The organism is Marvinbryantia formatexigens DSM 14469, assembly GCF_025148285.1.
In the GTDB taxonomy this organism is placed as follows: Bacteria; Bacillota; Clostridia; order Lachnospirales; family Lachnospiraceae; genus Marvinbryantia; species Marvinbryantia formatexigens.
The window spans coordinates 3502235-3517491 of record NZ_CP102268.1; the positions used below are offsets into that span (position 1 = coordinate 3502235).

Consider the following 15257-nt stretch of genomic DNA (forward strand, 5'->3'; position numbering starts at 1 on the left):
AATGTACAGAGACCATACAAAAGTAGTGAAGATTGGGGATTGTGCCATTGGCGGCGGCAATCCGATACGGATACAGTCCATGACGAATACGAAAACGGAGGATGTGCAGGCGACGGTGGCGCAGATCAGGCGCCTGGAGGCGGCGGGCTGCGAGATTATCCGCTGCACGGTGCCGACGCCGGAGGCGGCGAAGGCGGTGGCGGAGATCAAAAAGCAGATATCCATTCCGCTGGTTGCCGACATCCATTTTGATTACCGGATGGCGATTGCGGCGATCGAGAACGGGGCGGATAAAATCCGCATCAATCCGGGCAATATCGGCGGAGCGGACCGCGTGCGCGCAGTTGTGGACGCCGCGCGGGAGCGTCAGGTACCGATCCGGGTGGGCGTGAACAGCGGCTCGCTGGAAAAAGAGCTGGTGGCAAAATACCACGGCGTGACGGCGGAGGGGCTTGTGGAGAGCGCCCTGGATAAGGTGCATATGATTGAGGAACAGGGGTACGATAACCTGGTCATCAGCATCAAATCCTCGGACGTCATGATGTGCGTGCGTGCGCATGAACTGATTGCCGAAAAAACAAACTATCCGCTGCATGTGGGCATCACGGAGGCGGGCACGCTGCTGTCCGGCAACATCAAATCCGCCATCGGTCTGGGGCTGATTTTGTCGCAGGGCATCGGCGATACCATCCGCGTTTCCCTGACGGGCGACCCGGCAGAGGAAATCAAATCCGCAAAGCTGATCCTGCGCACCCTGGGGCTGAGAAAGGGCGGCATCGAGGTGGTTTCCTGCCCGACCTGCGGGCGCACCAGCATCGACCTTATCGGGCTGGCGAACCAGGTGGAAAACATGGTGGCGGACATCCCGCTGGACATCAAGGTAGCGGTGATGGGCTGCGTGGTGAACGGACCGGGAGAGGCAAGAGAGGCGGACATCGGCATTGCCGGCGGCAAGGGCGAAGGTCTGCTGATCAAAAAGGGCGAAGTGGTGAAGAAGCTGCCGGAGAGTGAGCTTCTGGGCGCGCTTCGCGAAGAGCTTTTGAATTGGGAGAAATAAGAATGGAGAGAGCTTTCACGGAAGTTTTTCCGGGATTGAAGGTAAAAGATGAGGTAAATGATCTGCTGACAAAGGTAACGGTTGCGAAAGTGACCGTTACTTCTGCGAAGGACTTTCTGCGCGTATTTATTGTCAGCGAGGTCTGGATACATAAAAAATTTATTTACGAGATTGAGCAGGCAATCTGCGACCAGTGCTTTGACGGCAGTCCGATTACGGTGAAGATTATTGAAAAATTTCACCTTTCGGGGCAGTATACGGCGCAGAATCTGTTCCCGCTGTACAAAGACAGCATTCTGCTGGAGCTGCGCAACTACAGCATGTTCGAGTACAACCTGCTGCGCCATGCCGAGTGCGATTTCCCAGCGCCTGACAGTATGCATATGACGATTGAAAAATCGGTCATCGCGCATGGAAAGGCGGAGGAGCTGATCCGCATTCTGGAAAAGGTGTTCTGCGAGCGCTGCGGGCTTTCCCTGAAGATTACGCTGGAGGAAAAGGAGCCGAAGGAGAGCCGCGCGCGCCAGAACAGCGACCTTATGATCGAGCAGGAGGTGCAGGCGATTGCCGACCGCGTGCGCAAAAATAAGCAGGCGGCGGAGGCGGACGAGCTGATGATCGGCGACGAACCGGCGGCGCAGCCGCGCGCACAGGCGCAGACGGCAGGCGCACCGCAGGCAAAGAAGCCGGCAGAAGGGCAATTTGCAAAAGGCGCACAGGGCGGCGCGCCGCAGAAGGGCAATGGCGGCAGAGAGTACGGCAGGGACGGCGGTCGCGGCGGCTTTACACGCAGGAGCGAATACCGCCGACCGCTGCGCCAGTCGGACAATCCCGATGTTATATACGGACGGGACTTTGAGGACGAGCCGATTCCCATCAGCAGCATTGAGCATGAAATGGGCGAGGTAGTCATCCGCGGACAGATCCGTGCGCAGGAAATGCGCGAGCTGCGCAACGAAAAATTCCTCATGATTCTGGAGGTGACGGATTTTACTGACACGATCGTGGTAAAACTGTTTTTGCAGGCGGAGCAGGCGAAGGCGCTCGGCGATACGCTGAAGAAGGGCGCGTTCGTCAAGGTGAAGGGCGTCACCAATATTGACCGGTTCGACAGCCAGCTTGGTATCGGCTCGGTGACGGGCATCAAAAAGGCGGCGGATTTCCGCGTGGGTCGCACAGATACGTATCCGCAGAAACGGGTGGAGCTGCACTGCCACACAAAGATGAGTGATATGGATGGTGTTTCCGAGGTGAAGGATATCGTGAAACAGGCGTATAAATGGGGACATCCGGCGATTGCCATCACGGACCACGGGGCAGTGCAGGCGTTCCCGGACGCCAATCACGTCATCGAGGACATTGACCGCGCTTACCGGGATGCCTACAAGGAGGACCATCCGGAGGTGACGAAGGACGAATTAAAGAAAATCTCCCATCCCTTCAAGGTGTTATATGGGGTGGAGGGTTATCTGGTCGATGACCTGCAAAAGCTTGTCACAAATTCCAAAAATCAGGCGATTGAGAGCACCTGCGTGGTGTTCGACCTGGAGACGACCGGCTTTAGTCCGACGCAGAACCGCATTATCGAGATCGGCGCGGTGAAGGTGGAAAACGGTGAGATTACCGACCGTTTTTCAACCTTTGTAAACCCGCAGGTGCCGATTCCGTTCCGCATCGAGCAGCTCACCAGCATCAATGACAACATGGTGATGGATGCGCCGACCATCGAGCAGGTGCTGCCGGAGTTTCTGGATTTTGTCGGCGACGCGGTGCTGGCGGCGCACAACGCCTCCTTTGACGTCAGCTTTATCGAGGAAAACATGAGGCGGCTTGGTCTGTGGCGCGATTTTACCTACGTGGATACAGTGGCGCTTGCCCGCGTGCTGCTGCCTCAGCTTAACCGCTTTAAGCTGGACACGGTGGCGAAGGCGCTGCATGTGCAGCTTCAGCACCATCACCGGGCGGTGGACGACGCCGAGTGTACGGCAGGTATTTATCTGAAATTTATGGAAATGCTGAAACTGCAGGGGGCGGATACCTTCGATCAGGTCAACGAGCTGGGAAGCGCGTCGCTGGACCAGATCAAGAAGCTGCCCACCTACCATGTGATTATTCTGGCGAAGAACGACGTCGGGCGGGTAAATCTTTACCGGCTGGTTTCGTTTTCGCATCTGCAGTATTACAACCGGCGGCCGCGCATCCCGAAGAGTGCCTTAAACCAGTACCGGGAGGGGCTGATCGTCGGCTCCGCCTGCGAGGCGGGCGAGCTGTTCCGGGCGGTGCTGGAGGGGAAGAGCGAGCCGGAGATTGCCCGGATCGTTGACTTTTACGATTATCTGGAAATCCAGCCCATCGGAAATAACGCCTTCCTGCTGAAGGAGGATAACGATATCAATTCCGAGGAGGATTTAAGAGAACTGAACCGGAAAATCGTCCGGCTGGGCGAGCAGTTTAACAAGCCGGTGGTGGCGACCTGCGACGTGCATTTCTTAAATCCGGAGGATGAGATTTACCGCCGCATCATCATGGCGGGCAAGGGCTTTAAGGACGCCGACGAGCAGGCGCCCCTGTTTCTGCGCACGACGGAGGAAATGCTCAAAGAGTTTGCTTATCTGGGCAGCGAGAAGGCGGAGGAGGTCGTCATTACAAACACCAACAAAATCGCCGATATGTGCGAGAAGATTTCGCCTGTGCGCCCGGATAAATGTCCGCCGGTCATTCCGGATTCGGACAAGACGCTGCGCACCATCTGCTACAACCGCGCGCATCAGATTTACGGCGAGAAGCTGCCTCCGATCGTTACCGAGCGGCTGGAGCGCGAGCTGAACTCCATTATTTCCAACGGATTTGCCGTTATGTATATCATCGCCCAGAAGCTGGTGTGGAAGTCGAACGCGGACGGCTATCTGGTCGGCTCCCGCGGCTCCGTCGGTTCCTCCTTTGTGGCGACGATGGCGGGAATCACCGAGGTAAATCCGCTGAGCCCGCACTATTACTGCGAGGACTGCCACTATTACGATTTTGATTCTGACGAGGTGAAGGCGTACTCCGGACGCGCCGGGTGCGATATGCCGGATAAAAACTGTCCGGTGTGCGGCGCGCCGCTGCGCAAGGAGGGCTTTGATATTCCCTTTGAGACCTTCCTGGGCTTTAAGGGAAACAAGGAGCCTGATATTGACCTTAATTTCTCCGGCGATTATCAGGGTAACGCCCACCGCTACACCGAGGTTATTTTCGGCGAGGGACACACCTTCCGCGCCGGGACGGTCGGCACGCTGGCGGATAAGACGGCGTTCGGCTATGTGAAAAAATATTACGAGGAGCACGGGCAGCGCAAGCGCACCTGCGAGATTAACCGCATTGTGGAGGGCTGCGTGGGCGTGCGCCGCACCACCGGACAGCATCCGGGAGGTATCATCGTGCTGCCGCACGGAGAGGAGATTTATTCCTTCACGCCCATCCAGCACCCGGCGAACGATACGGAGACGGATATCATCACAACGCATTTTGATTATCACTCCATCGACCACAACCTTTTAAAGCTGGATATTCTCGGACACGATGATCCGACGATGATCCGTATGCTGGAGGATCTGACCGGACTGCACGCGCAGGATATTCCGCTGGATGATAAGAGCGTCATGTCGCTTTTCCAGAGCACGGAGGCGCTCGGCGTCACGCCGGAGGAGATTCTCGGCTGCCCGCTCGGTTCTCTGGGTATTCCGGAGTTTGGAACCGAATTTGTTATCCAGATGCTTCAGGATACAAAGCCGCAGAGCTTTTCCGACCTTGTCCGTATTTCCGGGCTTTCGCACGGGACGGACGTGTGGCTGGGCAACGCGCAGACACTTATCCAGGAGGGCAAGGCGACGATTTCTACCGCCATCTGTACGCGCGACGATATCATGACGTACCTTATCCGGATGGGGCTGGACAGCGAGCTGTCGTTTACGATTATGGAAAGCGTGCGTAAGGGCAAGGGCTTAAAGCCGGAGTGGGAGAAAGAAATGAAGGAGCACGATGTGCCGGACTGGTACATCTGGTCGTGTAAAAAGATTAAGTACATGTTCCCGAAGGCGCACGCGGCGGCGTATGTCATGATGGCGTACCGCATCGCCTACTGCAAGGTGTACTATCCGCTTGCTTACTACGCGGCGTACTTCAGCATCCGCGCCTCGGCATTCAACTACGAGCTGATGTGTCTCGGACATGAGCGGCTGCTGGCGCACATGAAGGAATACAAGAAAAATTACGACTCATTGACGAAAAAAGAACAGGATACCTACAAGGATATGAAGAGCGTACAGGAAATGTACGCACGCGGCTTCGAATTTGTCCCCATCGATATCAATAAGGCGGATGCCAGCCGCTTCCAGATTGTCGACGGAAAGCTGATGCCGTCGCTGTGCAGCATCGACGGTCTGGGCGACAAGGCGGCGGAGGCGGTCGTGGAGGCGGTCAAGGACGGCCCCTTCCTGTCGAAGGATGACTTCTGGCAGCGCACAAAGGTGCCGAAGAGCGTCATCGACGTCATGTCCGATCTGGGACTGCTCGGCGATTTGCCGGAGACAAACCAGTTATCATTATTTGACTGACGCCAGGGTCGAAAGGTCATGTGTTTCACGCTTGCGCGAAAAAATCCGAAGGCGTCATGGATCGTATATTTCATCTTAACCATATTTGACATTAAAGAGGAACAGGTGGTAGAATATGTTAGAAAAATTTTACCCGGATGCGTATGTGGATTCCGCATACACCATCGATTTTGAAGAATGGTATGCGCGCGGCTACCGCGGAGTGCTGTTTGATATCGACAATACGCTGGTGCCGCACGGGGCGCCGGCGGATGCGCGCGCGATAGCGTTTTTTGAAAAGCTGCGTGCAATCGGGCTGAAATACTGCCTGATCTCCAACAACCAGCTTCCGCGCGTGCAGCCGTTTGCGGAGGCGGTGCAGGCATATTATATTGAAAATGCGCACAAGCCCTCCGTAAAGGGCTATCAGAAGGCGATGGAGCGCATGGGAACAACGGCGCAGAACACGCTGTTTGTGGGCGACCAGCTTTTTACGGACGTTTACGGTGCGCGGCGCGCCGGTATGAAAAGCATTCTGGTAAAGCCAATCCATCCGAAGGAGGAGATACAGATTGTACTCAAACGCTATCTGGAGCGGATTGTGCTGTATTTTTACGCAAGGAAAAAGAGGAACGGGGAATGAACCACATTATTCTGATTGGCTTTATGGGAGCGGGAAAGACCAGCGTCGGACAGGCGCTTGCCAGAGATATGCAGCTTACCTTTGCCGACACCGACGAGCGCATTGAAGCGCAGCAGAAGAAGAAAATCAACGATATTTTCGCGCAGTACGGGGAAGCTTATTTCCGCGACCTGGAAACGGATATGCTGCATCAGCTTCAGACGGAGGAGCAGCGCCTGGTGATCTCCGTGGGCGGCGGACTGCCGGTGCGCCGGGAAAACCGGGAGCTTCTGCGAAAGCTTGGCACCGTCGTCTATCTGCAGGCGCAGGTGGAGACGCTTGTGGGACGGCTGCGGGGAGATACCACCCGGCCGAAGCTGGCAGGCGGCGATCTGCGGGAAAAAATCGAGACGCTCATGCAGCAGCGGGAGGCGTTCTACCTGGAGGCGGCGCAGCTTCTGGTCGCAACCGATAAGAAAAGCGTCAAAAATATCATAAAGGAGATAGAGGATTATGTTTTATGAAAAAGTGTATGATGTAATGAAAGAAAAAAATATCGACGCCGTTGTCGTATCGGACGGCGCCAATATGCGTTACCTGAGCGGCTTCCGCGGAGCGACAGGCTATCTGTATATTTCCGCAAAGCGCCGCGTGCTGGCGACCGATTCCCGCTACACAACGATGGCGAAGGAGGAAGCACCGGACTTTGAAGTGGTGGACCCCGGAGCGGAGCGCAACTACGGGGAGCTTTTAAACGGTCTGATGGAGCAGGACGGAGCGGAAAAGGTCGGCTTTGAGGACCAGTATCTGCTTTACAGCTCCTACAGCAGGCTGCAGGAAGCGTGCAAAGGAAAGCTGACCACGCCGCTCGGCGACAGTCTCGATCTGCTGCGCAGCGTCAAGACGGAGCAGGAGCTTGTTTATCTGGCAAAGGCGGAGGAAATCGGCGATATGGCGTTCTCCCACATGCTGGAGGTGTTAAAGCCGGGCATGACGGAGCTGGAGGCGGCAGCAGAGCTGGAATATTTCATGAAAACACACGGGGCGGAGAATTTAAGCTTTGAGACAATCGTCGCTTCTGGCGTAAATTCTGCGATGCCGCATGCAATGCCGTCCAACAAAAAGATTGAGCCGGGCGACTTTGTGACAATGGATTTCGGCTGCCTGTACAACGGTTACTGCTCGGATATGACAAGAACCGTTGTGGTGGGGAAGGCAAATGAGAAGCAGAAGGAGATCTACGGCATCGTGCTGGAGGCACAGCTTGCCGGGCTGGAGGCGTGCAGAAGCGGCGTGCGCGGCTGTGACGTTGATAAGGTATCCAGAGACATTATCACAAAAGCGGGCTACGGCGACTGCTTCGGACACGGTCTCGGACACAGCGTCGGGCTTTATATCCACGAGGAGCCGCGCCTGTCCAGAACCTGCGAGGTCGTGCTTCAGCCTAATATGATCGAGACGGTGGAGCCGGGAATCTACGTGCCGGGCTTCGGCGGCGTGCGCATTGAGGATATGGTCGTGGTGACGGAAGGAAAGTGCCGCAATCTGGCGCATTCTCCGAAAGAATTGATTGAATTATAAAAAACTGTTGAAATGCAGACAGTTTTATTATACAATACTTTTAATTATGGGAATGTATATGTTCCATACCTGTTAATCGAAGGAGGAAAATTTGCATGATATCAGCAGGAGATTTTAGAAATGGCGTAACACTGGAAATTGAGGGAAATGTATACCAGATTGTAGAATTCCAGCATGTAAAACCGGGAAAGGGCGCTGCATTTGTCAGAACAAAGCTGAAAAATATTATCAACGGCGGCGTTGTAGAAAAAACCTTCCGCCCGACAGAAAAATTCCCGCAGGCACGTATTGAGCGTGTAGATATGCAGTATCTGTATTCAGACGGAGATCTGTTCCACTTTATGAACGTGGAGACTTACGACCAGATCGCGCTCAGCCAGGAGGATATCGGCGACGCGCTGAAGTTTGTAAAAGAAAATGAAATGGTTAAGGTATGCTCCTACAACGGCAACGTATTTGCGGTAGAGCCGCCTCTGTTTGTAGAACTGGAGATCACGGATACAGAGCCGGGCTTCAAGGGCGACACCGCGCAGGGCGCGACCAAGCCGGCAGTGGTGGAGACAGGCGCTACGGTTTATGTGCCGCTGTTTGTAAACCAGGGGGACAAGATCAAGATCGATACCCGCACGGGAGAATATCTGTCCAGAGTATGATGCTTCCGGGATTCCGGAAGTGCGCAGCGCGCAGAAAACGGTGCATCATATTGTGACGATGTCAGTATAAAAAGGGCGATAGGTTGCACAAAAGCGAATCTATCGCCATATTCATTAAAAGGAGATTATTATGGGAAAATATTTTGGAACCGACGGCTTCCGCGGGGAAGCAAATGTGAATCTGACGGTGGAGCACGCCTATAAGGTGGGTCGTTTCCTGGGATGGTACTTCGGAAGAGACCACAAGGCGAATATCGTTATCGGAAAGGACACCAGAAGAAGCAGCTATATGTTTGAGTATTCCCTGGTGGCGGGGCTCACCGCTTCCGGCGCGGACGCTTACCTGCTTCACGTTACCACCACACCCAGCGTGTCCTACGTGGTGCGCACAGAGGAGTTTGATTGCGGCATCATGATTTCCGCCAGCCACAATCCTTTCTACGACAACGGTATCAAGCTGATCAACCGCAGCGGTCACAAGATGGACGCCGGGGTTGAGGATATGATCGAGCAGTATATCGACGGGGAACTGGAGGAAATCCCCTTTGCGACCAGAGAACACATTGGCCGCACCATCGATTATGTGGCGGGCAGAAACCGTTACATCGGTTATCTGATTTCCCTGGCGACGCGCTCCTTCAAAAAATACCGCATTGGACTGGACTGCGCGAACGGCAGCTCCTCCGCAATCGCCAAGAGCGTGTTTGATGCCCTCGGCGCAAAGACCTATGTCATCCACAACGAGCCGGACGGCGTTAATATCAATACAAATTGCGGTTCCACCCACATTGAGGCGCTGCAGGCGCTGGTGCGCGAGAAAAAGCTGGATGTCGGTTTTGCCTACGACGGCGACGCGGACCGCTGCATCGCGGTCGATGAGGACGGCAATGTGGTGGACGGCGACCTTATCATGTATGTCTGCGGAAAATATCTGAAGGAGAACGGCAGACTGAAAAACAATACCATTGTGACCACAGTCATGTCCAATTTCGGGCTTTACAAGGCGCTGGACCGCGAGGGTATTTCGTATGAAAAGACGAAGGTCGGCGATAAATATGTTTACGAAAATATGATGAAGAACGGACACTGTCTGGGCGGCGAGCAGTCGGGACACATCATCTTCAGCAAGCACGCCACCACCGGCGACGGCATCCTCACCTCTCTGATGGTGATGGAGGCGATGACGGAAAAGAAGATGAGCCTCGGCAAAATGGCTGGGGAGGTAACGATTTATCCGCAGCTTCTGAAAAATGTGCGCGTGTTCGACAAGCAGGAGGCGCGCGAAAACGAGGCGGTGGTTGCGGCGATCGCTTCCGTGGAGAAGGCGCTCGGCGACGAGGGACGCATCCTGGTGCGCGAGAGCGGAACGGAACCGGTGCTGCGCGTCATGGTAGAGGCGCCGGAGCAGAAAACCTGCGAAAAATACGTGAACCAGGTAATCGATGTGCTGACAAGGCAGGGTCTGGTAGTGGAGTAATCCGGTATGGAACAACATAAATGGAAAAAATTAGTGCGGTACTACAGACCGTATCTTGGACTGTTTCTGTCTGATATGTTTTTTGCAATTCTGGGGGCTGGCGTGACACTCGTCATCCCCCTGATTGTACGCTATATTACCGGCACCGTTGTTTTTCTCCCGGCGCAGGAGGTGCTTCCCGCCATCTTAAAGCTGGCGGCGCTGATGCTGGCGCTGGTGCTTCTGGAGTGCTTCTGCAATTTTTACATCGGTTATTACGGACACATCATGGGCGCTTCCATCGAGCGCGATATGCGCAACGAAATTTTCGGGCATTATCAGAAGCTCTCCTTTGCTTTCTACGACAATCAGAAGGTCGGACAGCTTCTGTCGCGTATTACCAGCGACCTGTTTGATATCAGCGAGCTGCTGCACCACGGTCCGGAGGACATCGTAATTTCTCTGATGAAATTTGTCGGCTCGTTCGCCATATTGATGTCCATCAATTCGACGCTGGCGCTGGTGATGTTTGCCTTCGTGCCGCTGATGGCGCTTTACGCCTTTTATCTGAACAGGAAAATGAAGCGCGCGTTCAAGGAGAACCGCGCCCGCATCGCCGATATCAACAGCCAGATTGAGGACAGCCTCTCCGGCATCCGCGTTGTAAAATCGTTCGCGAACGAGGATGTGGAAATGGAGAAATTCGGAAAGGGCAATCAGCGCTTCGTGGACAGCAAGCGCATCAGCTACCGCTATATGGGAGCCTACAATTCCGGGCTGGGCGCGCTGACGACGCTGGTTACGGTCGGCGTGATTGTGGCGGGCGCTGTTCTGATTTCGGACGGCTCGATTGACAGCACCGATTTGATTACCTTCCTTCTGTATGTGAACAACTGCACGGAGCCGATAAAGAAGCTGATTAACTTTACCGAGCAGTTCCAGAACGGCTACAGCGGCTACGAGCGTTTCCTGGAGATTCTGGCGGTGGAGCCGGATATCGCGGACGCGCCGGATGCTGTCGAGCTTACTGATGTGAAGGGCGAGATCGTGTTTGAGGATGTCACCTTCCGTTACGAGGAAAATCTGGAGACGGTGCTCAACCATATTAATCTGAAGGTGGATGCCGGGGAATACATCGCGATTGCCGGAAGCTCCGGCGGCGGAAAGACGACGCTCTGCAGTCTGATTCCGCGTTTCTACGATGTGGATAGCGGGCGCATCCTGCTGGACGGCACCGACATCCGACAAATTAAGCTGAAAAGCCTGCGCGACCACATCGGCATCGTGCAGCAGGACGTTTATCTGTTTGCGGAAAATGTGATGGAGAACATCCGCTACGGCAGACCGGACGCCTCCGACGAGGAGGTTATCGCGGCGGCGAAAATGGCGAACGCCCACGAGTTTATCATGGAGCTGCCGGACGGCTACGAGACGGACATCGGACAGCGGGGTGTGAAGCTCTCCGGCGGGCAGAAGCAGCGCCTTTCGATTGCACGAGTATTTTTGAAAAATCCGCCCATACTTATTTTTGACGAGGCGACCTCCGCGCTCGATAATGAGAGCGAGAAGATCATCCAGGAATCGCTGGAAAAGCTGGCGAAGGGGCGCACCACGTTTGTGATCGCGCACCGGCTGACGACCATCCGCAACGCCGGAAAAATTCTGGTGATGACGGAAAAAGGCATCGAGGAGCAGGGAACCCATGAGGAGCTGCTGGCAAAGGGCGGAATCTACAGCCGGCTGTACCGGATGTCGGAGGCGGAAGCCTGAATGGATCAGCGAAGGTTACTGTGAACGGAGTGAACAGTAGCGGAGCCTATCTGAAGGAGCAAAGGAAAAGGATATAGAATGGACATTGTATTTAAAAAAGTGGAAATGAAGGACCGGGAGCTGATCAACCGTTATCTTGCGCAGCAGAAAACAAGAAGCTGCGAAATGACGTTTGCAAATATTTATCTCTGGTCCGTATATTACAAAGTAGATTATGCCATCGTGGAGGATATGCTGATTTTCCGCGGCTCGGAGGACCGTGTGTTTTTCGATTATCCGGTGGGAAAAGAGGAGGGCGTAAAGCCTGCGATAGACGCGCTGCTGGAATACTGCCGTGAGCGCGGACAAAGATTTATCCTCGGACTGGTGACACCGGAAAAATTTGCGCGCCTGGAGGAGCTTTATCCGGGCATGTTTGAGATTTCCTACGACCGCGACGCGGCGGATTACGTTTACGAGACGGAAAAGCTTGCAAATCTTTCCGGAAAAAAGTATCATGGAAAGAAGAACCATATTAATAAATTTGAGCGGCTGTACCCGGAGTGGAAATATGAGCCGATCAGCGACGCTAATGTGGAGGACTGCTTCCAGATGGCGCTCACCTGGCGGCGCATGAATGGCTGCGAGGAGGACCCGGAAAAGTCGGCAGAGATGTGTGTGACCTTAAATTCCCTGCGGCTGTTCAAGGAGCTGGAGCTGCGCGGCGGTCTGCTGCGCGTAAACGGCGAGGTGGTGGCGTTTTCCATCGGGGAACCGGTGTGCGACGATACGATGGTTGTGCATATTGAAAAGGCATTTTCTGAGGTGGAGGGCGCATATCCTATGATAAACCGCGAATTTGTCCGCCACGAGGCAGCGGGATATACTTACGTAAACCGGGAGGAGGACCTGGGCGAGGAGGGACTGCGGCAGGCGAAGCTGTCCTATCACCCGGCATTCCTGGTGGAGAAAGGAACCGTAACCATAAAGGAGAGGTAAAAACATGATTTCAGAAAAAATGATACAAATGACAAAAAACAGCTCGGCAATCCGGGCGATGTTTGAGGAAGGAAAGCAGATGGCGGCGCAGGTCGGGGCGGAGAATGTTTACGACTTCAGCCTCGGCAATCCGAACGTTCCGGCGCCGGCGGAGGTGAAGGCGGCGATTGAAGAGATTATCAATGAGGAAGATTCACTGATGGTGCACGGCTACATGAGCAATTCCGGCTACGAGGATGTGCGCGCGGCAATCGCTGCTTCTCTGAACAAACGATTCGCGACCAGCTTCTCGGAGAACAATATTCTCATGACAGTAGGCGCGGCGGGCGGACTGAATGTAATTTTTAAGACGCTTTTAAATCCGGGCGACGAGGTACTCACCTTCGCACCGTATTTTGGAGAATATCGTTCGTATGTTTCCAACTACGACGGCATTCTGAAAGCGGTGGAGCCGGATACCGCCACCTTCCAGCCGAATCTGGAAAAATTTGCGCAGATGATTACGCCGAAGACAAAAGCGGTGATTGTCAATACGCCGAACAACCCGACCGGCGTTGTGTACTCGGAAGAGACGATTGTGCGCATGGCAGAAATTCTCTGCGCGAAGGAAAAGGAATTCGGCATCAGCATTTATCTGATTTCCGACGAGCCGTACCGCGAGCTGGCATATGACGGCGTATTTGTGCCTTACCTTACGAAATATTACCACAATACCATCGTCGGCTATTCCTTCAGCAAATCGCTCTCCCTGCCGGGTGAGCGCATCGGCTACCTGGTGATTCCGGACGAAGCCGATGAAAGCGGGCAGATTATCGGGGCGGCGAATGTGGCGAACCGCATTCTCGGCTACGTCAATGCACCGTCACTGTTCCAGCGCGTGATCGCAAAATGCCTGGATGCGCAGGTGGATGTCGCTTATTATAACCGCAACCGCGAAACGCTCTACAGGGGTCTTACTGAGGCGGGCTTCTCCTGCATCAAGCCGGAGGGCGCATTCTACCTGTTTGTAAAATCCCCTGTGGAGGACGAAAAAGCCTTCTGTGAGGCGGCAAAGAAATACCATCTGCTGCTGGTGCCGGGTTCCTCCTTCGAGTGTCCGGGGTACGTCCGGCTGGCGTACTGCGTCTCCTACGAGACCATCGTAAACGCGCTGCCGAAATTTGACATGCTAGCCAAAGAATACGGCTTATAAGCTTAAGATGGGCAAATGATTCTGCACAGGAAGCCTGCCGTCTATGTCTGCCGCAGACGATAGGAAGATTTTGCAGATTTTGCGAGCATAGCGGCAGCAATTTTAGCCGACCAGCTTCTATGGAGGCAAAATTGCTGCCAATAGGCGGCGCAGCAAAATCAAAAAATCGACGTGTCTGCGGCAGACATAGACGGTTGGATTTCGTCGCAAAAACATCTGAGTCATCAGAAAACAGAGGAGTAAATTATGAAAAAATGGGAAGAGAACGTCCGCAGGGTAATCCCTTACACGCCGGGGGAGCAGCCGGATTTTGCGGATATGATAAAACTGAACACAAATGAAAATCCGTATCCGCCCGCGCCGGGCGTACAGGCGAAAATAAAAGAGCTGTGCGCAGAAGAGCTGCGTCTGTATCCGGCTCCGGCGGCGGATGCGCTGGTGGAGGGGCTTGCCGCCTGCTACGGGCTGGCAAAAGAGCAGGTGTTTGTGGGCGTCGGCTCGGACGATGTGCTGGCGATGGCGTTCCTTACATTTTTCAACAGCAAAAAACCGGTGCTGTTTCCGGATATCACATATTCCTTTTACGATGTCTGGGCGGGGCTGTTTCATATTCCGTATGAGTGCCAGCCATTAAACGACAGGTTTGAGATTGTAAAAGAGGACTACTACAAAGAAAACGGCGGCGTCGTGTTCCCGAATCCCAATGCGCCGACCGGTGTGGAGCTGCCGCTTGCAGATATTGAAGATATTCTGCAGCATAATGAGGATGTTGTGGTAATCGTTGATGAAGCATACATAGATTTCGGGGCAAAGTCCGCGCTGGAGCTGATTGAGAAATACGACAATCTGCTGGTGGTGCAGACATTCTCGAAGGCGCGCTCGCTTGCCGGGCTGCGCATCGGCTATGCTTTCGGCAGCCCTGCGCTGATAAAATATCTGAACGATGCAAAATATTCCTTCAATTCCTACACGATGAATCGTCCCAGTCTTGCGCTTGGCGCGGAGGTGCTGAAGGATGACGCATATTTCCGGGAGACCACGGCAAAAATTATCGCGACACGGGAGCGCACGAAAAAAGAGCTGGCGGCGCTGGGCTTTCAGTTCGGGGATTCAAAGGCGAATTTCCTGTTTGTGACGCACCCGGACTATCCGGCGAAGGCTCTGTTTGAGGCGCTGCGGGAAAAGCATATATTTGTGCGCTACTTTGCAAAGCCGCGCATCGACAATTATCTGCGCATCACCATCGGAACCGATGAGCAGATGGATGCGCTGATTACGTTTCTGAGAGCGTATATGAAATAATCCGGCGGGAGTGTGCGGCGGTCCGCCTGCGCGGAGTGGCGCTGCCCGGACAAAATAATAGTAAGGAGAGAT

At 54.3% G+C, this 15257-nt stretch carries 11 protein-coding genes; all 11 read left to right on the forward strand.

What is annotated here, in order from left to right:
- Window position 1: 1 nt before the first annotated feature.
- Window positions 2-1057: a flavodoxin-dependent (E)-4-hydroxy-3-methylbut-2-enyl-diphosphate synthase gene (gene ispG, locus NQ534_RS16260; RefSeq protein WP_006864550.1), complete on the forward strand. Its 1056-nt coding sequence runs from the start codon at window positions 2-4 to the stop codon at window positions 1055-1057.
- Window positions 1058-1059: 2 nt separating this feature from the next.
- Window positions 1060-5652, forward strand: a complete 4593-nt coding sequence (locus tag NQ534_RS16265; RefSeq protein WP_006864549.1) for a PolC-type DNA polymerase III — start codon at window positions 1060-1062, stop codon at window positions 5650-5652.
- Window positions 5653-5767: 115 nt separating this feature from the next.
- Complete coding sequence (locus NQ534_RS16270; protein WP_006864548.1) at window positions 5768-6274, forward strand: YqeG family HAD IIIA-type phosphatase; 507 nt, start codon at window positions 5768-5770, stop codon at window positions 6272-6274.
- Window positions 6271-6777, forward strand: coding sequence for a shikimate kinase (locus NQ534_RS16275; RefSeq protein WP_006864547.1), 507 nt, complete (start codon window positions 6271-6273; stop codon window positions 6775-6777). Before NQ534_RS16270 ends, NQ534_RS16275 begins: the two co-directional genes overlap by 4 nt.
- Window positions 6767-7834, forward strand: coding sequence for a M24 family metallopeptidase (locus tag NQ534_RS16280; protein ID WP_006864546.1), 1068 nt, complete (start codon window positions 6767-6769; stop codon window positions 7832-7834). The genes NQ534_RS16275 and NQ534_RS16280 overlap by 11 nt, the downstream gene beginning before the upstream one ends.
- 95 nt (window positions 7835-7929) lie before the next feature.
- Window positions 7930-8487, forward strand: coding sequence for an elongation factor P (efp, locus tag NQ534_RS16285; RefSeq protein WP_006864545.1), 558 nt, complete (start codon window positions 7930-7932; stop codon window positions 8485-8487).
- 130 nt (window positions 8488-8617) lie between these two features.
- Window positions 8618-9964, forward strand: coding sequence for a phosphoglucosamine mutase (gene glmM, locus NQ534_RS16290; RefSeq protein ID WP_074680266.1), 1347 nt, complete (start codon window positions 8618-8620; stop codon window positions 9962-9964).
- 6 nt (window positions 9965-9970) lie between these two features.
- Complete coding sequence (locus NQ534_RS16295; RefSeq protein WP_006864543.1) at window positions 9971-11713, forward strand: ABC transporter ATP-binding protein; 1743 nt, start codon at window positions 9971-9973, stop codon at window positions 11711-11713.
- A 78-nt stretch (window positions 11714-11791) separates the two neighbouring features.
- On the forward strand, window positions 11792-12691 hold the full coding sequence (locus tag NQ534_RS16300) for a DUF2156 domain-containing protein (RefSeq protein WP_006864542.1): 900 nt from the start codon (window positions 11792-11794) through the stop codon (window positions 12689-12691).
- Between the two features lie 4 nt (window positions 12692-12695).
- The gene (locus tag NQ534_RS16305; protein WP_006864541.1) at window positions 12696-13883 is read left to right on the forward strand and encodes a pyridoxal phosphate-dependent aminotransferase; all 1188 of its coding nucleotides are present in this window, start codon (window positions 12696-12698) and stop codon (window positions 13881-13883) included.
- A 246-nt stretch (window positions 13884-14129) separates the two neighbouring features.
- Window positions 14130-15185, forward strand: coding sequence for a histidinol-phosphate transaminase (gene hisC, locus NQ534_RS16310; protein WP_006864540.1), 1056 nt, complete (start codon window positions 14130-14132; stop codon window positions 15183-15185).
- The last annotated feature ends 72 nt before the right edge of the window (window positions 15186-15257 follow it).

Bases quoted from the DNA above. Each gene is read 5' to 3' on its own strand.
- ispG (WP_006864550.1), top strand. From the start codon at position 2: ATGTACAGAGACCATACAAAAGTAGTGAAGATTGGGGATTGTGCCATT.
- NQ534_RS16265 (WP_006864549.1), top strand. From the start codon at position 1,060: ATGGAGAGAGCTTTCACGGAAGTTTTTCCGGGATTGAAGGTAAAAGAT.
- NQ534_RS16270 (WP_006864548.1), top strand. From the start codon at position 5,768: ATGTTAGAAAAATTTTACCCGGATGCGTATGTGGATTCCGCATACACC.
- NQ534_RS16275 (WP_006864547.1), top strand. From the start codon at position 6,271: ATGAACCACATTATTCTGATTGGCTTTATGGGAGCGGGAAAGACCAGC.
- NQ534_RS16280 (WP_006864546.1), top strand. From the start codon at position 6,767: ATGTTTTATGAAAAAGTGTATGATGTAATGAAAGAAAAAAATATCGAC.
- efp (WP_006864545.1), top strand. From the start codon at position 7,930: ATGATATCAGCAGGAGATTTTAGAAATGGCGTAACACTGGAAATTGAG.
- glmM (WP_074680266.1), top strand. From the start codon at position 8,618: ATGGGAAAATATTTTGGAACCGACGGCTTCCGCGGGGAAGCAAATGTG.
- NQ534_RS16295 (WP_006864543.1), top strand. From the start codon at position 9,971: ATGGAACAACATAAATGGAAAAAATTAGTGCGGTACTACAGACCGTAT.
- NQ534_RS16300 (WP_006864542.1), top strand. From the start codon at position 11,792: ATGGACATTGTATTTAAAAAAGTGGAAATGAAGGACCGGGAGCTGATC.
- NQ534_RS16305 (WP_006864541.1), top strand. From the start codon at position 12,696: ATGATTTCAGAAAAAATGATACAAATGACAAAAAACAGCTCGGCAATC.
- hisC (WP_006864540.1), top strand. From the start codon at position 14,130: ATGAAAAAATGGGAAGAGAACGTCCGCAGGGTAATCCCTTACACGCCG.